The organism is Nitrosophilus kaiyonis (genome assembly GCF_027943725.1).
In the GTDB taxonomy this organism is placed as follows: Bacteria; Campylobacterota; Campylobacteria; order Campylobacterales; family Nitratiruptoraceae; genus Nitrosophilus_A; species Nitrosophilus_A kaiyonis.
In genome coordinates, this window is sequence record NZ_AP025696.1 from 943736 (window position 1) to 967186 (window position 23451).

The window sequence follows — 23451 nt, forward strand, 5'->3', positions numbered from 1 at the left end:
TTTGTTATAATTCTGTGAATTAAATAAATTTTACTAATATATGGAGAAAGGCATGCTCAAAGATTTTACAAAACTTGAAACCTTTTTGACAGTTGTTAGGGAAAAAAGTTTTTCTAAGGCTTCTGCTAAACTTGGGATTTCACAACCTGCAGTAACACAACAGATAAAATATTTAGAGGACTATCTTGATACGAAAATAGTTGAAAGAAAGAAAAATGGCATAAGACTTACAAAAGAGGGTGAAGAGGTTTATAAGATTGCTTTAAAACTTGAAAGATGTATTTTAAATGCAGAAAAAGAACTATTTAAAATAATTAATAAAGAGATAACTTTCATTATTGGTGCTTCATTTACTATTGGTAATTATGTTTTGCCTGAAGTTTTAAATAATCTAAAAGAGGCTATTAATAATGATGTATTTATAAAGGTTGAAGTCAGTGAGAAGATAGTTGATGAAGTACTGGATAAAAAGTGTGATATAGGACTAATTGAATCTCCTATAATGAAAGAGGGCTTAATTTATAGAGAATGGATGGATGATGAACTTGTTTTATTTAGTAATACTCCTCTTCCTAAATATGTAAGAAAAGAAGATTTATATAGATTTAACTGGATATGTAGAGAAGAGGGCAGCCATACAAGAAAATTGGTTTCTGAAGTTTTTGAATCAATGGGAGTTGAGTGTAAAAGTTTCAATGTTATTAGTGAAGTTAGTAGCTCAACTGCAGTTGTTCAAACAATTCTTAGAAGTCCAGTAAATAAAGAGAATCCTACTGTGTCAATTATTTCAAAATATGCAATTGCAAATGAAGTTGAAAATGGAAAACTTTATGAGGCAAGAATAAAAGGTATAAAAATTAAAAGAAAATTTTATATTGTTTATACAAAAGAGAGAAAGCATGATCCATTCATAGAAAAAGTTGTTGATTTTCTTTTAAAACTTAAAAAATGAGCAAATCAAGCGAGTAAAACAAGCGAAGATTTGCAGTTAATAAAGCCGAAGGCTTTTAGAAAGCCAACTGCTTGGCTTTCGTATCTTTGTGAAAGCTTACTGTATATGCGAGCTCAAAACTAAGAAGTTTTGTATGTGAGCATACTGTAAGCTAATTGACCTTGAAGCAAATCGTAATGAGTAAAGCGAATTAGATTTGCGGTTAAATTAGTGGAATAAGGCATAGCTAGATAGTGGAGAAGCTGTAAAGAAGCTAATTCCTAATTCCCAATTACTAATTACTAATGTCCAATGACTAATCTCTTATACCTTTTTCTTCCTCTTTTTAAGAAGTTTTTGATTTTCTGGATTTGATAAAAGTGCTTCCATTGAATTTTTTGCATTCTCAGATTTTTGTTTTATAACTGTAGCAGTTAGATTTACAAAAATTGGAGTCTCATCTACAATAATTTGAAGTATAGATTCAATAGGGACTTTTACTATACTTCCAAAATTATTAGGTCCAAATCCTGCTTCAAATATTAAATTGCCATTTTCAATTCGTGCACTCTCAAACGTATAATTCATTATCATAAACAGAGTAAACTCAGAAAAATTAGATTTTATATCTTGAGGAAGATCTGGATCAAATTTTACTCTTTTTGTATCAGTTAAGACAGCAAAAGGTTGATCTTTTTCTAATAGATATTTTATAAGTGATGTTGCATGATTTTTTAAAATAGCTGCAAACTCTTCATCTTGCAATATATCATATAGCATTGCTTTATCCTTTTTAAATCAATTATAAAATTATACCCTCTTCAACAATATAAAAACCAATCATTGCATTCATTAAAGCTATTTTTTTATATTTTTTTATCTCTTCAATTTTGATATCTTTTTCAAAAATCTTTTTTTCTTTTAAAAGTCTCTCTCTTGTAGTACCATAAAGTAGTGGCTTTTTAGGTGTAAGCCATTTTTTTCCGTCAAAAAGTGCAATATTTGCAATTGAGGTATCTGTAATTAGTCCATTTTTTACTATAATAATCTCATCTGCTTTATCTCTTTTTTCAAAAAGTTCATCAATTTTTTTTCTATCAAGATATTTATAATCATAATCAATATTTGATTCAATCAACTTAAAGCTTTTTATCTCTCTTTGTTGATATGGAAAATATCTAATATCTAAAATATCTTTATCATATATGACTTTACATCTAAAAAATCCACTTTCATGAGGATTGATATAATCTTGCAAGTTAAAATTGCTTTTTATATGAAAATTTTCATAGATTGTTTTATTTAATCTTTTATTGTGATAGTCAATATGAAAAATTTTTCCATTTTCAATTTTTATTGTCTCAAAAAATTTCACTTTCTCACTTTCTTACTCTCTAACTTTCTCACTCTGTCACTCTCTAACTAAACAACTCTGTACTTAAATATCTCTCCCCAGTATCACATAGTATAGTTATTATATTTTTACCAGGATTTTTTTGGGCTATTTTACAAGCTGCTGCTAAATTTGCTCCACTTGATATTCCAACAAGTAGGCCTTCTTCTTTTGCTACAAATCTTGCCATCTCAAAAGCTTCTTCATCATCAATTTGTATTACTTCGCCTATGATATTAATATTTAATGTTTTTGGAATAAATCCAGCTCCAATTCCTTGAATCTTATGAGGACCTGGCTTTCCTCCGCTTAAAACAGGACTTTTTTTTGGCTCAACTGCATAGATTTTAATATCTTTATTATACTCTTTTAAAACCTCTCCAACTCCGCTTATTGTCCCACCTGTTCCAACTCCAGCAACAAAGCAGTCAATTTCACCATCAGTATCTTTTAAAATCTCTTTTGCAGTAGTTAATCTGTGAATTTCTGGATTTGCTGGATTTTCAAATTGATTTGGCATAAAGGAGTTTGGTATCTCTTTTAAAAGCTCATATGCTTTTTCTATTGCTCCTTTCATCCCAAGATTTGCAGGAGTTAATTCAAGTTTTGCACCAAAAGCCTTTAAAAGCTTTCTTCTCTCAATGCTCATAGATTCAGGCATAGTTAAAATTAACTTTAAACCAAAGGAAGCACAAACTGATGCAAGTGCTATTCCAGTATTTCCGCTTGTAGGCTCAATTATAGTTGATGTTTCATCAATTTTACCTTCTTCAATAGCTTTTTTTATCATATTAAAGCCAATTCTATCTTTAACAGAGCTTGTAGGATTCATAAATTCACATTTTCCAATAATTTTAGCTTTATATTTACTTGATAGTGAGTTTATTAAAACAAGGGGTGTATTTCCTATAAGTTCAGTAACGTTGTTTTTAATATTCATTATATTCCTTGTAACATTAATATTAAAATATTAATAATTAGACATTGGTAAGATTTTGTGATAATTTTTAGTTTATACAAACAGAATGCTCTGAAAAATTATCAAATTTTACTCAAACAAGTTGAAATTTTTAGTAAACTAACGCTTGAAAATTTTATTAAAAAGTGCAAACGCAAGCGCCCTAAAAGGGTAAATGCACTTTTTTGGCCTAAAGGGCAACATAAAATTTTCAAACTAAAATTTCAAAGTTTTCGTTCAATTCATAATTTTTCAGAGGTCTCCATAATAAATTCTAATATCTAATGACTAATGACTAATGTCTAAACCATATTTTAAAATCTTACCAAATAACATCGCTTTTTGCAATATTACATGAGTGGAAAACTACCATATTATGCATTCTTGCATAGTATTTGATTATAAGATTTTGTAATATTGGCTCAATTGATGGAGTAAACCAAGCGTTATTACTAATAGCAATCATATATTTTGGTGCATTTTTATAAAGAAGTGGATGTGTTGCTTCATAACATATTGCATTTCTAAATTTTATATTTTTTATTTTAAAATCTGTAGGTTTTTTAGCTTTTTGATAATCTTCAGCACCATTGAAAAATATCTCATTTACATGTTTTGCTAAAAATTTTGGAAGAGGAGTCTCTTCTCCAAAAGGAACAAGCACAACTTTATCTGCAATTATTAATCTTTCATTTATAAAAATGTATGAAGAGTTATAAGGAAGAGAGTTTTTATAATGAAGTCCACCTGTAATTATGGCTATTTTTTTACTCTTTTCTTTTAAAATATTTAATAAATCATCATCTAAATTAAGATACATAGGAAAAGCGCTCTCAGGTAACACTACTAAATCATATCCTTTTTCTATTGCTTTATCTATGATTTTTAAATTTGAATATACTATTTTTTCTCTATATTTTGGATCCCATTTAACATCTTGAGGAATTTTTGTCTGGCTTAGATAAATTTTTAGATTGGGCATTTTTGGCTTGCAATCTTTAAAATCAACAGCCAAAAAAAGCAAAACAAAAACAGTAAAAAATTTCCCCAAATTCCTAATATCCAATTTCCATTTCCTAATTCCTAATATCCCCATATTAATAGCTAATAAAATTAATAAAAACGATAATTTATCAAAAGAAAACATAGTATTAACAAGTGTTAATTCTGGTATAAACCAGTTAAAACCAAATGGATGGATATAGCTTAAAGTTAATAAAAATAAACTTTTAATTAAGCTGTGAAGCTGCGAAGGAGTGAAGCTGTGAAGATTTTTACTAATTCCCAATATTATCCAATTACTAATCACTTCAATTAACCAAAAAATTATTCCATAAACCAAACCAACAAATAAAATAACTATTGGTATCATCCAAGAAAGATTGTAATATCTAAAACTAAGTCCTATCCAATAAAACCACAAAATCCCTATAAAAAAACCTATCCAAAAATTGAGTTTTTTATCTGCTTTTAAAATAAAAAATAAAGATATAACAGCCAAAATTGAGTTTAAATATATATTTTTTATTTCCAAATATTCACTATAAATAAAAAAACTAAAAGCAGTTGCAATTAAAAAGGCTTTTATTAGCAAAGTGATGTTAAAATACTTTCTAAAATTTTTTGAAAGGATTGATATGGAAGGACAAGCTGCTGGAGCAGGAAGTATTTTGGGTTCTCTTTTACCACTCATTATAATCTTTGCTATTTTTTATTTTTTAATCATTAGACCACAACAGCAACAGGCCAAAAAGCACAAAGAGATGATAAACTCTTTGCAAAAAGGTGATAAAGTCGTTACTAATGGTGGTTTAATTGTTGAGGTTGTAAAACCTGAAGAGGATTTTATCAAAGCTAAGCTTAATGATGAAGTAATAGTTAAGATTGATAAAAATTTTATAGCTAAAAAATTAGAGAGTTAAAATGAGAGTACTAAATTATCGTTTAGTTATCTTTTTGATTGCCTTGATTGGTGGGATAGCTTTGTCTATTCCATCTTTTTTGAATTTAAAAGAGGGGCCAAAGATAACATTGGGACTTGATTTACAAGGTGGTCTTCATATGCTTTTGGGAGTTGACACTGATGCAGCAATAAAATCAAAAATAAAGTCAATTGCCTCAAGCATAAAATATTTTGCAGAAGACAATGATATTTTGATTGAAGATTTAAAAGTTGATCAAAATCTTATAACATTTACACTTTTAGATAAAGATGATCAGCCAAAAATGGATGAAATGTTAAAAAATATCCCAGGGCTTTCTATAAAAAAAGAGGGATTAAGATATTCTATCTCTTTAACTCCAAAAGAGATAGAATCTGTTAAAGAGTATGCTATAAATCAAGCTGTTGATACTATTAGAAACAGACTTGATCAGTTTGGTTTGGCTGAGCCAAATGTTGCAAAACAGGGAAAAGATAAGATTTTAGTAGAACTTCCAGGTATTAAAACTCCAGAGCAAGAACAAAGAATTAGGGCATTAATTGCTAAAGCAGCCCATCTTCAACTTATGGCAGTTGATGAAGATAGAGCAGCAAGGGTATATCAAATGACTCCCGAAGAGGCAGCAGAGTATGGAGATGTAATTTTACCTGATGCAAAAAATCCAAAGGTTAAATATCTTCTAAAAGAGATACCTATACTTGATGGAAGTATGATAGTTGATGCAAAAGTTGCATTTGATAGAAACAATCAGCCAGTGATAAATTTTACTTTAAATAGCGAGGGTGCGAAAATTTTTGGAGATTTTACAGCAAAAAATATTGGAAAGCATTTAGCAATCGTTTTGGATAATAAAGTTTATTCAGCTCCAGTAATTAGAGAAAGAATTGGTGGAGGAAGCGGACAGATTAGCGGAGGATTTAGTGTTGAAGAGGCTCACGATGTGGCTATTGCACTAAGAAGCGGTGCACTTTTAGCCCCTGTTTATATGGAAGAAAAAAGAAGTGTTGGTCCAAGTCTTGGAGCCGATAGTATAAAAGCAAGTTTAATTGCATTGATAAGCGGTTTTGTTTTGGTTGTACTTTTTATGATTGTATATTATGGAATTGCTGGAGTTATTGCAGATATTGCACTTATTGCAAACCTATTTTTGATTGTAGGAATTATGGCACTGTTTGGTGCAACACTGACTCTGCCTGGTATGGCAGGTATTGTTTTGACTGTTGGTATGGCAGTTGATGCCAATGTTATTATAAATGAAAGAATTAGAGAGCTTTTAAGAGAAGGGGTAAGTATTAAAAAGGCAATTGAACAAGGTTATAAAAATGCGATGAGTGCAATTTTAGATGCAAATATTACTACTTTAATAGCAGCTGTTGTTTTATACGCATATGGAACTGGACCGATAAAAGGTTTTGCTATAACTATAAGCATTGGTATACTCGCTTCAATGCTGACTGCTATTTTAGGAACCCATGGAATATATGAAGCAATAATTGATAAAATTGAAAAAAGCAAAAACCTATCAACTTGGTTTGGTATAAAAGTAAAGGGTAAATAATGGAGTTTTTTAAAACAGATAAAACTTATAATTTTATGGGTAAAAGTAAAATATTTATCTCATTTTCACTGCTTTTAATTGCTATTAGTTATGTTTTGCTTTTTACAAAAGGGCTTAATTTTGGTATAGATTTTACTGGTGGAACTATAATACAGGTAAAGTATGATAAAAAAGTTGCAATCAAGCCAATAAGAGAAGCCCTTAAAAAAAGTGAAGTTTTTAAAGATGCTGCAGTTACATATTTTGGAAGTGATCAAGAGATAATCATAAGAGTAAAAACATCTACAAAAAAACTGACTTCAGATATTGGAGATGAGGCAAGAAAGGTTTTAAAAGGTACTGGAAATTTTGAAATAAGAAGAGTAGATATTGTTGGACCAAAGGTTGGAGGAGAACTAAGAGAAAAAGGGATAATGGCTACAGTTATTGCCATTATTGGTATTTTAATATATGTATCTTTTAGATTTGAGTGGCGCTTTGCTTTGGCTTCGGTATTGGCTCTTGTTCATGATGTAAGCATTGCAATGGGAGCTATAAGTCTATTTAATGTGCCTGTTAATTTAGATATATTAGCAGCAATTTTAACAATTCTTGGATACTCTTTAAATGATACAATAATTGTATTTGACAGGATTAGGGAAGGTATTGTTGAAGCAAAAACAGATAATTTAAATGAAGTAATAAATGAATCAATCACAAAAACTCTATCAAGAACAACACTTACTTCACTTACAACATTTTTTGTTGTTTTAACTCTTTACCTATTTGGTGGTGAAATTATAAGAGGGTTTAGTTTTACACTTCTTGTTGGCATCATTGTTGGTACATACAGCTCTATTTTTGTAGCATCTCCGCTTCTTGGATGGCTTGGATTTAATCTTAAAAAATATAGAGAAAAACTTGCTCAAAAGAAAAAAAGAGAACAAGAGAAAGAGAGAATGAGAGCAATGTATGAGGGTGGAGTTGTTTAATAGTTGATAGTCTATAGTCTTCAGTCTTTAGAATTTAATTAAAAACTTTTAACTACCGACTATCGACTACTGACTAACGACTAAAAAAATATTAAAGGGAGAAAATGCAATACAATCCAAAAGAGATTGAGAAAAAGTGGCAAAAATTTTGGATAGAAAATAGATATAGTGAACCTGAAGAAGATTATAATAAAGATAAAAGATATATTTTAAGTATGTTTCCATATCCAAGTGGAAGAATCCATATGGGACATGTAAGAAATTATGCAATTGGTGATGCGATAGCAAGATATTATAGAAAAATGGATAAAAATGTTTTGCATCCAATAGGATGGGATGCTTTTGGTATGCCTGCTGAAAATGCTGCAATTAAGATGGGAGTTCATCCAAAAAAATGGACATATGAAAATATTGATTATATGAGAGGCGAGCTTGATTCATTAGGTCTTAGTTTTTCTAAAAATAGAGAATTTGCTACATGTGATGAGCTTTATACAAAATGGGAGCAAAATTTTATCATTGATATGTGGGAAAAGGGACTTTTATATAAAAAGGCTGCGATGGTTAACTGGTGCCCACATGATAAAACGGTACTTGCAAATGAGCAGGTTATTGAGGGAAAATGCTGGAGATGTGATACAGAAGTTGTTCAAAAAGAGATGGATCAATATTTTTTAAAAATTACAGATTATGCTGGGGAGCTTTTGGATGATCTAAAAAAGCTTGAAGGTAAATGGCCAAGTCAAGTAATTGCAATGCAAAGAAACTGGATTGGCAGAAGTGAAGGGTTAGAATTTGATTTTTATTTTGATGAACAAAGTAAAAATATATTAAATAATCATTTTGAAAAATTTAAAGTTTTTACTACAAGACCTGATACAATTTATGGCGTATCTTATACTGCTTTAGCACCAGAGCATGAAATAGTAAAATATTTAATAGAGAACAATCTTTTACCAAAAGAGGATATTCAAAAAATTAAAAAGATGCAAAATACTCCTCCAAGAGAGAGAGCTCAAGCTGAAAAAGAAGGTATTTTTTTAAATCTATATGTAATTCATCCATTAACAAAAGAAAAGGTACCTGTTTGGGTGGCAAATTTTGTTTTAACTGAATATGGAAGCGGTGCAGTTATGGCAGTGCCTGCACATGATGAGAGAGATTTTGAGTTTGCAAAAAAATATAATCTGCCTATAAAATATGTAATAAAACCAAAAAATGGTGAAATTGACAAAACAAAAGCTTATACTGAAAGTGGCATTTTATTTGATAGTGGAGAGTTTAGCTCACTTGACTCTGAAACTGCAAAAAAGAAAATAATAGAGTATTTTGAGAAAAATGGACTTGGAAGAAAAACTATAAATTTTAAACTAAAAGATTGGCTTGTTAGCCGCCAAAGATATTGGGGAACCCCGATTCCTTTAGTAAAATGTCCAAAATGTGGAATAGTTCCTGAAAAAAAAGAAAATCTACCTATAACTTTACCAGAAGATGTAAAGATTACAGGTGAAGGAAATCCTTTAGAGCTTCATCCAACATGGAAATATACAAAATGTCCAAAATGTGGCAGTGATGCTATAAGAGAGACTGATACTCTTGATACATTTGTAGAATCAAGCTGGTATTTTTTAAGATATACTACACCAAGAAAATATTGGGAAGATTATCCTTTTAGAAAAGAAGATGTTGATTATTGGATGAGTGTTGATCAATATATTGGCGGTATTGAGCATGCAATATTGCACCTATTATATTCAAGATTTTTTACAAAAGTTTTGAGAGATTTGGGATATATAAAAATTGATGAGCCTTTTGAGAGACTTTTAACTCAGGGTATGGTTTTAAAAGATGGTGCGAAAATGAGTAAATCAAAAGGAAATGTAGTGGATCCTGATGAGATTATAGAAAAGTTTGGAGCTGATACTGCAAGACTTTTTATCCTTTTTGCTGCTCCTCCTTCAAAAGAGCTTGAATGGAATGATAGTGCGGTTGAAGGTGCTTATAGATTTATAAAAAGATTTTATGATAAAAGCCAAAATGTAAAGAAAGCTTCAAATATTGCTAAAATTGATCATAAATCTTTAAAAAAAGAGGAGAAATTAGCAAGAAAAAAGGTGTATGAAGCTCTAAAAAAATCTTATGAGGTATATGAAAGAAGCTTTAGTTTCAATACATTAATTGCAGCTTCAATGGAAGCAATGAATGCTTTAAATGATCAAAAAAATGAAGATGTTTGGTGTGAAGGATATTGGATACTCACAAATATATTAGAGCCAATTATTCCTCATGTATGCTGGGAGATTGCAGATAGACTTTTTGATAGAAAAAATTTTAAAAAAATTGATATTTTAGAAGAGGTTTTTGAAGAAGAGAGCATTACTTTAGCCGTTACTATAAATGGAAAAAGAAGATGTGAAATTGAAGTTGCTAAAGATGCAAGCAAAGAAGAGATTTTAAAAGTTGCAAAAGAGGCAGCTAAAAAATGGATAGAAAATAAAGAGATTATAAAAGAGATAGTTGTGCCAAATAGACTTGTTAATTTAGTTGTGAAAGGGTGAAAGAGATGTTTAAAAAATTTCTCCCTTTCTTTTTTTTAATATTAACTATTTTAATGTTAAGTGGATGTGGATATAAACCAACATCTATTTATGCGAAAAAGGTTTTAGGACAAAAAATTTATACTGATGTAAAGGTATATTTAAGAGACCCAGAAAATGCTGTTTTAATAAAAGATGCAATAAATGAAGCAGTTATTAGTAGATTTAAAGGTTCATTAGCCCCAAAAAGATATGCTGATAGCGAAATCTATATAAGTTTAAAAAGTGTTAGCTTTACACCTTTGCAGTATGATAAAAATGGCTATGTTATCTATTATAGAGCAGTTACCACTTTAAATATTGTTTACAAAAATAAAAAAGAGAGCAGGTCCATTGATGTAAGTGGAAATTATGATTTTCCTATTGAGCCAAACAGCGTAATCTCTGATACAAAAAGATTTGAAGCTATAAGAGAGAGCTCAAAAAAAGCGCTTGATAAATTTATCTCCCAAATATCTATCATAGGATTAAGGAATAGAAGCTGAATTTTAAAGAGTTTTTAAATTCCAAGCCTCTTTATTATAAAAATATCGATTTTACAAGAATGCCAAAGGCATATAAGGCTATAAAAGATAATCTTAAACTACCAAAAATTATACATATTATTGGAACAAATGGCAAAGGAAGTACTGGAAGATTTCTTGCTTATATACTTTTTAAATCTGGCAAATCTGTAGGTCATTATACATCTCCTCATATTTTAAAATTTAATGAAAGAGTATGGATAAATGGAAAAGATATTGATGATGAAAGTTTAGAAAAGGCTCATCAAAAGCTTCTTAAAATTTTGCCAAAAAAGTTTCAAAAGAGTCTTAGCTATTTTGAATATACAACTCTTTTAGCAATGGTTGCTTTTGAAAATGTTGAGTATGCTATTTTAGAAGCGGGACTTGGTGGAGAGTTTGATGCAACAAATGTTTTTGATAAAGAGCTTAGCTTAATAACATTAATTGATTTTGACCATCAGTCATTTTTGGGAGAAAATATAAAAGATATTGCCTCAACAAAAATAAGAAGTATCCAAAAAGAGGCAATTTTGGGATATCAAAAATATGATGAAGTAAAAGAGGTTGCTAAAAAAATAGCAGAGAATAAAAATGCAAAATTGTATGAGATAGAAGAGATATTGACGAGTGACGAGATTTTTGCTATAAAGCGCTTTGTAAAAGAAAAAGGTTTGCCTTCATTTTTTGTAGATAACTTTTCTTTAGCTGCTACTGGGGCTAAAAAGCTCTCTATTGAGCTTGATTTGCAAAAAGTAAAAGATATTAAGATTTTTGGGCGGATGCAAAAAATAGCTAAAAATATAACTATTGATGTTGGACATAACAAGGCAGCGGCAAAAGCAATAGAAAAAGAGTTAAAAGAGAAAGTGGTTTTAGTCTATAATAGTTATGAAGACAAAGATTATGAAGAGATTTTAAAAATATTAAAACCAAAAATAAAAAAAGTCGAAATCATTGATATCAAAGATGATAGGATTGTAAAAAAAGAGATTTTAATAGATGCTTTGAAAAAGTTAAATATTAAATATCAAGATTTTAAAAATATTAAAAAAGATGAAAACTACTTAATTTTTGGCTCATTTAAAGTAATCGAAACATTTCTAAAACTTCGAAGTCGGACTTCGAACAAAAAGGAGTAAGTGCTGCAAGCAAAAGTTTTTGAATTTTTAAAAAAAAGCATACCTAATATTTTAGTTGTAAAAGATGAGGAAGAGGCAAAAAAAGTTAGCGATGTTGCTACATATTTAGATATAAATCATATAGTTTTACCAGATTTTAGAGCAAGATTTGGTGATGATTTAAGAAGTTTTAAAGATGAGCTTGAAAACCTTCTTTCATCATTACAAAAATATTTTACTTCGAAGTCGGACTTCGAACAAAAAACTCTTTTGATTTCTCCTTATCAGACATTATCAAACTATATGCCAAGCAAAAAATATTTTGATAAATTTAAAATAGAGTTTGGGGAGAGTATTGATTTAAATAGATTAAAAGAGAAACTCTTATACTGGGGATATGAGTTTGTTGATATTGTTGAGACAAAGGGAGAAGTGAGCTTTAGAGGAGATATCATTGATATCTATCCAAAGGATAGCAAACCTATAAGAATTAGTCTTTTTGATGAAGAGGTAGAAAGTATTAGATATTTTGATGAGGTAACCCAAAAAAGCCAAAAAGATGAACTTGAAGAGATTATTATAACCCCAGCCCTTTTTGCTCTTGAAAAAAAAGATTATGAAGAGCTTTCAAAAAAAGTTTTAGAATTTAATAGTGATGCTTTTGAGAAAGATATTTTCTCTTTAGGTTTTTGGGTATTAGAAGAAAAAATTAATCTACTTGAAAATAAAAAAGCCTATTTTGTAAATGATATAAAAGATGATATTGAGGCTTTATATAGTGAAGATTTTGAGTTTGTTCCAAGAGAAAGTTTTGATATTGATATTTTGCCTGAAAACAGAGAGTATAAAGATATTGAAGTTATTGATATAAATGCCCTATTAAAAACAAGAGAGAATAAAAAAAGAGTAATATTAGCAAAAAATGAGACTGCTGTTAGAAGAAGTGAGATAAAAGATTTTAACAATTTAGAATTTATTTATAAAGATATCATTTTAAATATTGAAAGTGACAGTGAGCTTATTGTCTCACTAAACAAAAAAGCAAAATTTAAAAAGATTAAAAAATCTAAAATTATTTTAGATGAATTAAAAGTAGGTGATTATGTTGTTCACGAAAATCATGGTATTGGGATTTTTAGTGGGATTGAGCCGATAACAGTTCTTGGGGCAACAAAAGATTTTGTTGTTTTAAAGTACCAAGGAGATGATAAGCTTCTAGTTCCTGTTGAAAATATAGATTTAATTGATAGATATATTGCAGATAGTGGTAGTTTACCTGTAGTTGATAAGCTTGGAAGTAGCTCTTTTAGTAGACTTAAAAAAAGAGTAAAAGAAAAACTTTTTGAAATTGCAAATCAGATAGTAAAAACAGCCGCACAAAGAGAGCTTTTAAAAAGCGCTATTTGTGATATTACAAATCCAGAAATTAAACTTTTTCAAAAAGATGCAGGATTTGATTATACACCAGATCAAATAAAAGCTATTGAAGATATATTTAATGATATCTCAAGTGGTAAAGTAATGGATAGGCTATTAAGCGGTGATGTTGGATTTGGTAAAACTGAAGTTGCAATGAATGCAATTTTTGCAGTTGTAAAAAGTGGCTATCAAGCAGCCTTCATTGCTCCAACTACACTTCTATCAAATCAGCATTATAATACATTAAAAAATAGGTTTGAAAAATTTAATATTAAAGTAGCAAGACTTGATAGATTTGTAAGCTCTAAAGAGAAAAAAGAGGTTTTAAATAGACTAAAAGAGGGTGATATAGATGTAATTGTAGGAACACATGCAATATTTGGTGCTAATTTTAAAAATTTAGCCCTTGTTATTATAGATGAAGAGCATAAGTTTGGGGTAAAACAGAAAGAAAAATTAAAAGAGTTAACAAAAAATGTTCATCTATTAAGTATGAGTGCTACTCCAATTCCAAGAAGTTTGAATATAGCTTTGAGTAGATTAAAAGATTTAAGTGTTTTACAAACCCCACCTGTAGAGAAAAAAGAGGTTAGAACATATGTTAAAGAGTATAATGAAAAGCTAATAAAAGAGATAATTTTAAGAGAGTTAAGAAGAAGAGGGCAGATTTTTTATGTTTTTAACTCAATTGCAAATATGGAAAATAAAAAAGATGAGATTTTAAAAATATTGCCAAATCTAAAGATTTTAACACTCCACTCAAAAGTGAGTGCAACTGTTACAGAAAAGGAGCTTTTAAAATTTTATATGGGTGAGTATGATATGCTTTTGTCAACTTCCATAGTAGAATCTGGGCTTCATATGACAAATGTAAATACAATCATTGTTGATGGTGCAGATAGATTTGGTATGGCAGATTTGCACCAATTAAGAGGAAGAGTTGGAAGAGGAAAAAGAGAGGGGTATTGCTATTTTTTGGTTGAAAGCAAAGAGAAGATAACCCCTGGAGCTAAAAAAAGATTGATTGCTTTAGAGACAAACTCATTTTTAGGAAGTGGCCAAGTTTTAGCAATGCATGATTTAGAGATAAGAGGTGGAGGAAATATTATAGGAGCACAGCAAAGCGGCCATATAAAAAATATTGGATACTCTTTATATTTGAAAATGTTAGAAGATGCGATAAATGCTTTAACAATAGGAAAAATTGAAGAAAAACCAAAAGTTGAAATTAAACTTGCAGTAAATGCTTACCTTACAAAAGATTTGATAAATGAAGATAGATTAAGACTTGATTTATATAGAAGACTTGGTCAGTGCGAGAGTGTTGATGAAGTATATGATATAGAAGAGGAGATAGTTGATAGATTTGGAAAACTTGATACGATTTCAAAACAGTTTATAGATATCGTTATTATTAAAATATTGGCTTTAAAAAAGGATATAAAATCAATATCAAATTACAATGAAAATATAACATTTGAATATAGTAATGGCAAAAAAGATTTTTTCAAAGCAAGAAGCAAAGATGATGATGATATTATAAACACAGTCTTATCAAAACTTCGAAGTGACTCAAAATTATAAAGGGAAGTTATGAAAATAGGTTTTATTGGCGATATTGTTGGAAAACCTGGTAGAAAGATGGTAATAAAGCATTTAAAAGAGATAAAAGAGAAAGAAAAACTTGACTTTATCATTGCAAATTATGAAAATGCAAGCCATGGATTTGGTATAACAGAAAAAAATGCAAAAGAGCTTTTTAGATTAGGCATAGATATTATGACAGGTGGAAATCATACTTGGGATAAAAAAGAAATCTTTGCACTTTTAGAGTCTATGCCTCTTTTAAGACCTATAAACTATCCCAAAGGGGTGCCTGGAAAAGGATTAGAAATTGTAGAAATTGATGGTGAAAAACTTGCTATTATCAATCTAATGGGGCATTTTACAATGCCAATGGTTGATAATCCTTTTATAAAGATAAAAAATGTTGTAGAAGATTTAAAAAATAATAGAATCAAAAATATTTTTATAGATATGCATGCAGAAGCTACAAGTGAAAAAAGAGCTCTTTTAATGATGTTAAAAGGAGAAGTTAGCGCAATTGCAGGGACACATACACATATAGGAACAGATGATTTGCAAATTTTTGATGGGGTTGGTTATGTAACTGATGTGGGCCTAACTGGATGTAGAGATAATGTAATTGGAATGAAAGAGGATGTTCCCATAAAAAAGTTTTTAACAGGACTTCCTGGAAGATATGATATTCCTGATAAATGTAAAAAAATACTTCAAATGGTTGTTTTTGATATAAATGAAGGAAAATGCAATGATGCATATAAGATAAAAGCATATGATGAAGAGGAGTATTTTATCTCTCAAAAAGCTTTTATTGAAAAATAGTTTGTTCGAGGTCGGACTTCGAAGTTGGAGGGGGAGATGTTATTAAATAGTTTTGAGTTGTTAAAAAGGCTTAAAAGTTTAGGTTATATTAAAGATGAAAGAGATCCATTTTGGTGGCCAAATAGTGGGAGTTTTGAAGTTGTAATAGGTGCGATTCTTACTCAAAATACAAAATGGGAAAAAGTAGAGCTTGCTTTAAGCAATCTAAAAAAATATTTTGGAGATATTGAAGTTGAAAAAGTGGCTCAAATTGATCAAAAAATATTAAGTGAGCTTATAAAGCCTGCTGGATTTTATAATACAAAAGCTTTTAGAATAAAAAAGATTTCACAAAATATCCTAAATGATTTTGAAAGTTTTGAAAATTTTCAAAAAAAAGTTAGCAGATATTGGCTTTTAAATCAAAAAGGTATAGGAAAAGAGACGGCAGATAGTATATTAAATTATGCTTGTTATAAAGATTTTATGGTAGTTGATAGCTATACTGCAAGGATTTTAAAAATTGCTGGATATGAGTTTGAAGATTATGATGAGTTGCAAGATTTTTTAACTGCTGGTATTTTTGAAAATCTGGATAAAATTTATGAGTTTTATAATAAAGAGATTGAATTAAATCAAATCTATGCAAGATTTCATGGGAAAATTGTAGATTTTTGCAAGGAGCATTATAAAGGTAAAAACAGAGAGGAAAAAGTAAAAAAACTTCTTTTTATCTAAACTTTTGGCTTTACAATAACTCTTTTTGCATTAAATAGCTCTTTTGCTTTTTTCACCATTGGCTCATGCAAAATATCTTTCGTTTCCATCTCTTTTCCAGAAAGCCCTAAAGTGTTACTTATACAGCTATCTCCACCTTCAACTTTTTCTATCATTGAAGAGCAATCTTCGTTTGCATGAAGTTCAGCCTCTTTAATAGGATCAACTTTTTTGATTTTTGTATCAATTCCAAATATATCTTGAACGAAGTGTCTAATAATCCCATATGCGTTTTTAAGAGTCTTTTTGCACTCATCTTTTGGAGCACTCTCCCAAGTTAAAATATTGTTTTCAAAAGAGACAAATTTTACATTTTCTTCAAAACATTTTCCAAGCTCATAATCTCTATCATAAATCTTTTGGATAAGTTTTTGAAAATTTTGCTTATAATCAATAGACTCTTTTTTTTCTGATTTTATCTCTTTTATCTCTGGTTTTATAGATGGTAATTCTTTTATCTCTTCTTTTTGAGATTCTACTTCATCTATTATTTCATCTATCTCTTTTATTTTTAAAGCTTCAATCATTTTAAAAAGAGTGATTGTTAAAACAAAATCTTCATCTGCATTTATAAACAGAAGATTTTTAGCATCATTTAAAATTCTAAAAAATCTATCTAAAATCATTGTAGAAAATCTAATATCCTCTTCAAAAAGTCTCTCTTTTAGAAAAATAATCATCTCATCAATTACCATAGAGGCTTCATAATCTCTTAGATTTTCTACTATATCTTTAATTTTTTCCTTTTTTTGCTCAAGAACAGCTTTGAAAATATCTTCAATAACTTTTGGATCAACAAGACCAAGCATCTCTGTTACAGTTTGGGTATTGACAAAATTTTTTGAATATATTATTGCTTGATCTAATAGGGTCAATGTATCTCTTAAGCTTCCTGAGCCGCTTCTTGCTAAAATATGCAAAGCCTCCTCTTCATAGTCAACATTTTCAAGATTTAAAATATGAGCAAGATGAGAAACTATTGCTTTGTGTGCTATTTTTTTAAATCTAAAATGTTGCGTTCTGCTAAGAATAGTTGCTGGAAGTTTTAATGGATCAGTTGTTGCAAGGATAAATTTTACATATTCAGGTGGCTCTTCTAATGTTTTTAAAAGTGCGTTAAAAGCCTCTTTTGTTAGCATATGTACTTCATCGATGATGAATATTTTAAATCTTGCTTGAGCTGGCTTATATTTGGTCTGTTCTATTAAGTCTCTTATATCATCAATCTTTCTACTGCTTGCAGCATCCATCTCAATAATATCTATATGTCTATTTTCATTTGCAGCTTTGCAATTTTCACAAGTCTCGCAAGGCTTACTTGTTGGGCCTTTATCACATATTAGAGCTTTTGAGAAAATTCTTGCTGTACTTGTTTTCCCGCTTCCTCTAAGACCGCTAAAAAGATAAGCATGAGATAGATGATTTTTATCCAAAGCAAGAGATAAAGTCTGAGCAATAGAGTCTTGACCAATTAAATCTTCAAATCTTTTTGGACGATATTTGAGAGCTAAAGTTTTTGACACTGCAATCCTTTGAGATTTTTTTTATTATACTATAGTAGGTTTTAACCAAAGATTTGCAATCTGTTTTAATTTTTCAGGATTTTCTGAAGCAAAAAGTTTTAGGTTTGTATTAGGAAATCTTTTTTTAAGTCCAAAACCATCTTCTAAATGTTCAACTATAGCCTCACCAGAATGAATTAATATAGCTTCATTATTGAAATATTTTTTTATATTTTTTGATATAAGTGGAAAATGGGTACATCCTAAAATTATTGCATCAATTTTTTTTATATCTTGAAAATAGTGCTTCATTGCAGCTTCTAAAACTTCGCCTTCAAAAAGCCCCTCTTCCACAATAGGAACAAAAAGAGGTGTAGGTTTTGAGATAAAGTTTTTAAAGCCTTTTTCTTTTAGTATCTTTTGATATTTTTGGCTAGAAATTGTAGCATTTGTTCCAATTATAAGAATATTTTTCTCTTTATCTTTTATCTTTTTTTCAAGAGCTAAAACTCCAGGCTCTATAACTCCAACTACAGGGAAAGGAGCATTTTGTCTTAGCTCTGGTATAGCATGAGCACTGACTGAGTTGCATGCGGTTATCAAAATATCCACATCAAAATTTTTAAAAAATTCTAAAGCTTCCAAAGAGTATCTAATGATGGTATTTTTATCTTTTATTCCATAAGGGACTCTTGCAGTATCTCCAAAATAGATAATCTCTTCAAAAAGTTTATGTTCAATTAGGCTCTTAACAACCGTTAACCCACCAATTCCGCTATCAAAAACCGCTGCTTTCATTTTAACTTTTCTAATTCGTTTATTACAAAATCTAGATATTTATAATATTCTATAAAGCTTTCAATCAATTCATTTTTAAGATTTTTGTCAATTGATTTTATTAAATTGACTATCTCTTTTTTATATTGTGGTAAATCATTTTTAATTATGTCCCAAACTTCTTCAGGATCTATACCAAAATAGTTATGAATTAAAAGATTTCTAAAATCTACAATAACTCTTTTTTCTTCATTTAAAATTTTATAATTTATCAGTTTTTTTGTAGCTTCACCTATTATTTCAAACTCTCTAATAATTGTATCCCAAGCTTGATAATCATATAAAATTTCTTGGGCTGTTGAGAATTTTTTTGAACTGTTTTCTATCTTCAAAATAGCAATAAAAATATCAAATAAAAAAAACTCTGCCACTCTTTTAGACATATATCATATCTTTTTTTATCTCTTTTTTAATATAGGGATGCATTGAATCATATAATCCAATATCGACATTTGTATTTAAATACTCATTTAAAAATCTTTTTGCTTTAGCAATTAAAAAACCATTTTTTCTTTTCATTTTTAAGATCACAATGTCTATATCGCTATTTTCTTTTTCTTCGTTTCTTGCAAAACTTCCAAAAATAGCTATTTTTTCAATACCAAATTCCTCTTTGAGTATATTTTTTGCTTCTTTTAACTTTTCTAAGAGAATTTTGTCCATATTTTTTTCTCTTCAAATTTGAAACTCGGAACTTTTATGCTCCTTCATTCATTATACTTAAAAACTCTTCGTTATTTTTTGTTTTTAGCATTTTTGAGTATAAAAATTTTAATGCTTCAACTTCATCCATCTGTTGCATTGCATTTCTAAGAGCCCAAACTTTAGGAAGAGTATTTGGATCAAGAAGTAACTCTTCTTTTCTTGTTCCAGATTTTAATATATCAATTGCTGGATATATTCTACGATCAGCTATTTTTCTATCTAGAACTATTTCGCAGTTACCAGTTCCTTTAAACTCTTCAAAAATAACTTCATCCATTCTTGAACCAGTATCAATAAGTGCAGTTGATATGATGGTTAAACTTCCACCCTCTTCTATATTTCTTGCTGCACCAAAAAATCTTTTTGGTTTATGAAGTGCATTTGCATCAACACCACCACTTAATACTTTACCACTTGAAGGAGTAACAGTATTGTATGCTCTTGCAAGTCTTGTTATAGAATCAAGTAAAATTACAACATCTTTTCCCATTTCAACTCGTCTTTTTGCCTTTTCTATAACAAGTTCAGCCACTCTTACATGGTTTTTTGCTGGCATATCAAAAGTAGAGCTATATACTTCTCCTTTTACACTTCTTTCCATATCTGTAACTTCTTCAGGCCTCTCATCAACAAGTAAAACTATCAGCTCTACTTCTGGATGGTTTTTTGCAATTCCGTGAGCCAACTCTTTCATAAGCTCAGTCTTACCACTTCTTGGAGGAGCTACTATCAGAGCTCTTTGACCTTTTCCAATTGGAGTAAAAAGATCGAGCACACGCCCAGTTAATTTCATAGGATCATATTCAAGTTTTATCTTCTCAGTTGGATAAAGAGGTGTTAAGTTGTCAAAAAGTGGTCTTCTCTTGCTCTCTTCAGGTGGAAGATAGTTTATAGCCTCTATTTTTAAAAGTGCATAATATCTCTCTTGATCTTTTGGAGGTCTAACTTGCCCAGTTACAACATCGCCTGTTCTTAAAGCAAATCTTCTAATTTGTGTTGCGCTAACATAAGCATCATTTGCTGTATTTGAAAAGTTTTCGTTTATTCCTCTTAAAAAGCCATACCCTTCAGGAGTTATCTCTAAAATCCCAGTAAAAAGTATATATCCGCCTTTACTTACTTGAGATTTTAATATCTCAAACATTAAATCTTGTCTTTTAAACTCTTGAGGGTTTTCTATACCAAGCTGATTTGCTATAGCTATAAGCTCATCTAATGTTTTTGTTCGAAGTTCTTCTATAGTATACCCTTCAACAGGTATATGTGTTCTTGTTTTTTGTTTTGCATTAGATTGTCCGTTTTGATTTGTAACGGCTGTATTTTGATTTGTATTTTCGTTCATTGAATTCCTCTTGTGATTTTTTATGATAGGAAGTTTTTACGATAGTTGGTATAAAGATAAATAAAGAGCGAAAGTAAATATTTGCTGTTATTTTATACTAACCTTTTATAGTTGTCAAGAAATATTATTTAAATTAAACTATTTTATTTATTTGATTGAATATTATTTTTGATAAAATATCGAATAAAATTTTTGTCTTTAAAATAAAGGTAATTATATTATGAGTAATTCAAATGACTTCACCAAAAAGATATGTATTATAGGCTTAGGTTATGTTGGACTGCCACTTGCAGTAGCTTTTGCAAAAAAATATAAAGTTGTGGGTTTTGATATAAATGCTAAAAGAGTTGAAGAGTTAAATAAAGGCTTTGATTCTACTTTAGAAGTTAGCGAGAAAGAACTTAAAGAAGTTATTAAAAATAATAATTTAAAACTTACAACTTCTATTGAAGATATAAGAGATAGCAATTTTTATATAGTTACAGTACCAACTCCGATAGATAAGCATAAAAATCCAGATTTAACTCCACTTATCATGGCAAGTAGAACTGTTGGAAGAGTTATTAAAAAAGGAGATATTGTTATATATGAATCAACAGTTTATCCAGGATGTACAGAAGAAGTATGTGTACCAGAGCTTGAACGTGAGAGTGGTCTTAAGTTTAATAAAGATTTCTTTTGTGGATATTCTCCAGAGAGAATAAATCCAGGAGATAAAGAACATACTGTTACTAAAATAAAAAAAGTAACCAGTGGAAGTACTCCAGAAATTGCAAAAAAAGTAGATGAACTTTATGCAAGTATTATAGAAGCAGGAACTCATTTGGCTCCAAGTATCAAAATAGCAGAAGCAGCAAAAGTTATAGAAAATTCCCAAAGAGATATAAATATAGCATTTGTAAATGAATTGGCTCTTATTTTTGATAAATTAAATATTGATACTTTAGATGTCTTAGAAGCAGCAGGGACAAAATGGAACTTTTTAAGATTCAAGCCAGGACTCGTAGGAGGTCATTGTATAGGAGTTGATCCATACTATTTAGCATATAAAGCAAAAGAGATAGGATATCATCCAGAGATAATTTTAGCTGGTAGAAGAACAAACGATAATATGGGAATATTTGTGGCAAATAAAGTTGTAAAATTAATGATACAAAAAGGACATACAATAAAAGGAAGTAGAGTTTTGATTTTAGGTATAACTTTTAAAGAAAACTGCCCAGATATTAGAAACTCAAGAGTGATTGATGTTATAAGAGAACTTCAAGAGTTTGGATGTAATGTAGATGTTTATGATCCATGGGCTGATAAAGATGAAGTAAAAAGGGAATATAACCTTGAACTATTACCTTCAACCTTCAACCTTCAACCTTCAACCTTGACTAATTATGACTCTATAATATTAGCAGTATCTCATAATGAGTTTAAAGAGATAGAACAACAACTTCAAAACCAAAAACTAAAAACTAAAAACCAACAACCAATAATATATGATATCAAAGGTTTTTTTGATAAAAGTTTAGTGGATGGGAGACTTTAATGAAAAAATTTGCATTAATTGGAGCAGCAGGTTATATTGCTCCAAGACATATGAAAGCTATAAAAGAGACAGATAATGAGCTAGTTGTAGCAATTGATAAATGTGATAGTGTAGGAATAATTGATAGTTATTTTCCGGAAGCAGATTTTTTTACAGAGTTTGAGAGATTTGATAGACATGTAGATAAATTAAGAAGAAATGGAGAAAAAATAGATTATGTTTCAATTACAACTCCTAATTATTTACACGATTCTCATATGAGATGGGGACTTAGAAGTGGATGTGATGTAATCTGTGAAAAACCATTAGTTTTAAATCCTTGGAATGTAGATGCATTAAAAGAGATAGAGAAAGAAACAGGTAAAAAAGTAAATACAATTTTACAACTTAGACTTCATCCATCTATTATAGCTTTAAAAGAAAAAGTTGAAAAAGAGATAAAAGAAAATCCTGATAAAGTTTATGATATAGACCTAACGTATCTTACAAGTAGAGGTAAATGGTATTTTATAAGTTGGAAAGGTGATGAGAAAAAATCTGGAGGAATTGCTACAAATATAGGGATTCATTTTTATGATATGTTAACGCATATTTTTGGAGATGTTGAAGAAAATATAGTTCATATTAAAACTGAATATGCAAATGCTGGATTTTTAAAATTAAAACATGCTAATGTTAGATGGTTTTTAAGTGTTATTTATGATTATATTCCAGATGAGATTAAAGCAAAAGGCCAAAGAACTTATAGAAGTATTACAGTTGATGGAGAAGAGATAGAATTTAGCGGAGGATTTACTGATTTACATACAAGAAGTTATGAAGAAATACTAAAAGGAAATGGATTTGGTTTAGCTGAAGCTAAAAAATCTATAGAAATAGTTTCCACTATTAGAAATTTAGCACCAGTTGGGTTAAAAGGCGAGTATCATCCGTTTTGTAAGTTAGTTGATAGTTTTTAGTTTCTAGTTT

General features: G+C 29.5%; 21 protein-coding genes. 12 read left to right on the top strand and 9 right to left on the bottom strand.

The genetic code is table 11. The features are described 5' to 3' along the window. Positions 1–52 precede the first annotated feature (52 nt). Positions 53–952 carry a LysR family transcriptional regulator gene (locus tag QML81_RS05080; RefSeq protein ID WP_281950332.1) on the top strand — a complete coding sequence of 300 codons (900 nt, stop codon included), beginning with the start codon at positions 53–55 and terminating at the stop codon, positions 950–952. A gap of 303 nt (positions 953–1255) precedes the next feature. Here the strand turns inward: QML81_RS05080 and QML81_RS05085 are convergent, their stop codons facing one another. The 4 genes from QML81_RS05085 to QML81_RS05100 form a co-directional block, all read right to left on the bottom strand. Then, positions 1256–1711 carry a hypothetical protein gene (locus tag QML81_RS05085; RefSeq protein WP_281950333.1) on the bottom strand — a complete coding sequence of 152 codons (456 nt, stop codon included), beginning with the start codon at positions 1709–1711 and terminating at the stop codon, positions 1256–1258. Positions 1712–1733: 22 nt separating this feature from the next. Continuing rightward, positions 1734–2306: an aminotransferase class IV family protein gene (locus tag QML81_RS05090; protein WP_281950334.1), complete on the bottom strand. Its 573-nt coding sequence runs from the start codon at positions 2304–2306 to the stop codon at positions 1734–1736. Positions 2307–2349: 43 nt separating this feature from the next. After that, the gene (gene cysK, locus QML81_RS05095; RefSeq protein ID WP_281950335.1) at positions 2350–3264 is read right to left on the bottom strand and encodes a cysteine synthase A; all 915 of its coding nucleotides are present in this window, start codon (positions 3262–3264) and stop codon (positions 2350–2352) included. A gap of 340 nt (positions 3265–3604) precedes the next feature. After that, positions 3605–4975, bottom strand: coding sequence for an apolipoprotein N-acyltransferase (locus QML81_RS05100; RefSeq protein ID WP_281950336.1), 1371 nt, complete (start codon positions 4973–4975; stop codon positions 3605–3607). On the opposite strand from QML81_RS05100, the gene yajC reads away from it, so the two are divergent. The 9 genes from yajC to QML81_RS05145 all read left to right on the top strand — a co-directional run bounded on the left by yajC (position 4920) and on the right by QML81_RS05145 (position 16517). Then, positions 4920–5204 carry a preprotein translocase subunit YajC gene (yajC, locus tag QML81_RS05105; RefSeq protein ID WP_281950337.1) on the top strand — a complete coding sequence of 95 codons (285 nt, stop codon included), beginning with the start codon at positions 4920–4922 and terminating at the stop codon, positions 5202–5204. The genes QML81_RS05100 and yajC overlap by 56 nt on opposite strands. A 1-nt stretch (position 5205) precedes the next feature. After that, positions 5206–6783 carry a protein translocase subunit SecD gene (gene secD / locus QML81_RS05110; RefSeq protein ID WP_281950338.1) on the top strand — a complete coding sequence of 526 codons (1578 nt, stop codon included), beginning with the start codon at positions 5206–5208 and terminating at the stop codon, positions 6781–6783. Then, on the top strand, positions 6783–7754 hold the full coding sequence (gene secF / locus QML81_RS05115) for a protein translocase subunit SecF (RefSeq protein WP_281950339.1): 972 nt from the start codon (positions 6783–6785) through the stop codon (positions 7752–7754). Before secD ends, secF begins: the two co-directional genes overlap by 1 nt. Before the next feature lie 104 nt (positions 7755–7858). After that, positions 7859–10312 (top strand): leucine--tRNA ligase, encoded by a 2454-nt coding sequence (gene leuS / locus QML81_RS05120; protein WP_281950340.1) that lies wholly within the window; start codon positions 7859–7861, stop codon positions 10310–10312. A gap of 5 nt (positions 10313–10317) precedes the next feature. Then, positions 10318–10836, top strand: coding sequence for an LPS assembly lipoprotein LptE (gene lptE / locus QML81_RS05125; protein ID WP_281950341.1), 519 nt, complete (start codon positions 10318–10320; stop codon positions 10834–10836). 59 nt (positions 10837–10895) lie between these two features. Beyond that, positions 10896–11996, top strand: coding sequence for a bifunctional folylpolyglutamate synthase/dihydrofolate synthase (locus tag QML81_RS05130; protein ID WP_281950342.1), 1101 nt, complete (start codon positions 10896–10898; stop codon positions 11994–11996). After that, positions 11997–14978, top strand: coding sequence for a transcription-repair coupling factor (gene mfd, locus QML81_RS05135; protein ID WP_281950343.1), 2982 nt, complete (start codon positions 11997–11999; stop codon positions 14976–14978). It abuts the gene before it with no gap. Positions 14979–14987: 9 nt separating this feature from the next. Beyond that, positions 14988–15800 (top strand): TIGR00282 family metallophosphoesterase, encoded by an 813-nt coding sequence (locus QML81_RS05140; RefSeq protein WP_281950344.1) that lies wholly within the window; start codon positions 14988–14990, stop codon positions 15798–15800. Between the two features lie 36 nt (positions 15801–15836). Continuing rightward, on the top strand, positions 15837–16517 hold the full coding sequence (locus QML81_RS05145; RefSeq protein WP_281950345.1) for a 3-methyladenine DNA glycosylase: 681 nt from the start codon (positions 15837–15839) through the stop codon (positions 16515–16517). On the opposite strand, the gene QML81_RS05150 is transcribed toward QML81_RS05145, so the two are convergent. From QML81_RS05150 to rho, 5 genes are read right to left on the bottom strand one after another with little or no spacing between them, the layout of a single operon-like run. Beyond that, positions 16514–18079 carry a DNA polymerase III subunit gamma/tau gene (locus QML81_RS05150; RefSeq protein ID WP_281950346.1) on the bottom strand — a complete coding sequence of 522 codons (1566 nt, stop codon included), beginning with the start codon at positions 18077–18079 and terminating at the stop codon, positions 16514–16516. The two genes, QML81_RS05145 and QML81_RS05150, sit on opposite strands and share 4 nt — an antisense overlap. A gap of 24 nt (positions 18080–18103) precedes the next feature. Then, entirely contained in the window at positions 18104–18856 is a 753-nt protein-coding gene (murI, locus tag QML81_RS05155) for a glutamate racemase (protein WP_281950347.1), read from the bottom strand. Beyond that, positions 18853–19278 carry a HepT-like ribonuclease domain-containing protein gene (locus tag QML81_RS05160; protein WP_281950348.1) on the bottom strand — a complete coding sequence of 142 codons (426 nt, stop codon included), beginning with the start codon at positions 19276–19278 and terminating at the stop codon, positions 18853–18855. The genes murI and QML81_RS05160 overlap by 4 nt, the downstream gene beginning before the upstream one ends. Continuing rightward, positions 19271–19558 (bottom strand): nucleotidyltransferase family protein, encoded by a 288-nt coding sequence (locus QML81_RS05165; protein ID WP_281950349.1) that lies wholly within the window; start codon positions 19556–19558, stop codon positions 19271–19273. Before QML81_RS05165 ends, QML81_RS05160 begins: the two co-directional genes overlap by 8 nt. A 34-nt stretch (positions 19559–19592) precedes the next feature. Further along, positions 19593–20942, bottom strand: coding sequence for a transcription termination factor Rho (gene rho, locus QML81_RS05170; RefSeq protein WP_281950350.1), 1350 nt, complete (start codon positions 20940–20942; stop codon positions 19593–19595). 220 nt (positions 20943–21162) lie between these two features. Between rho and QML81_RS05175 the strand changes: the two genes are divergently transcribed. Together QML81_RS05175 and QML81_RS05180 are read left to right on the top strand one after the other, a co-directional pair. After that, entirely contained in the window at positions 21163–22482 is a 1320-nt protein-coding gene (locus QML81_RS05175) for a nucleotide sugar dehydrogenase (RefSeq protein ID WP_281950351.1), read from the top strand. Then, positions 22482–23441 (top strand): Gfo/Idh/MocA family protein, encoded by a 960-nt coding sequence (locus tag QML81_RS05180; RefSeq protein WP_281950352.1) that lies wholly within the window; start codon positions 22482–22484, stop codon positions 23439–23441. The genes QML81_RS05175 and QML81_RS05180 overlap by 1 nt, the downstream gene beginning before the upstream one ends. Positions 23442–23451: the final 10 nt, after the last annotated feature.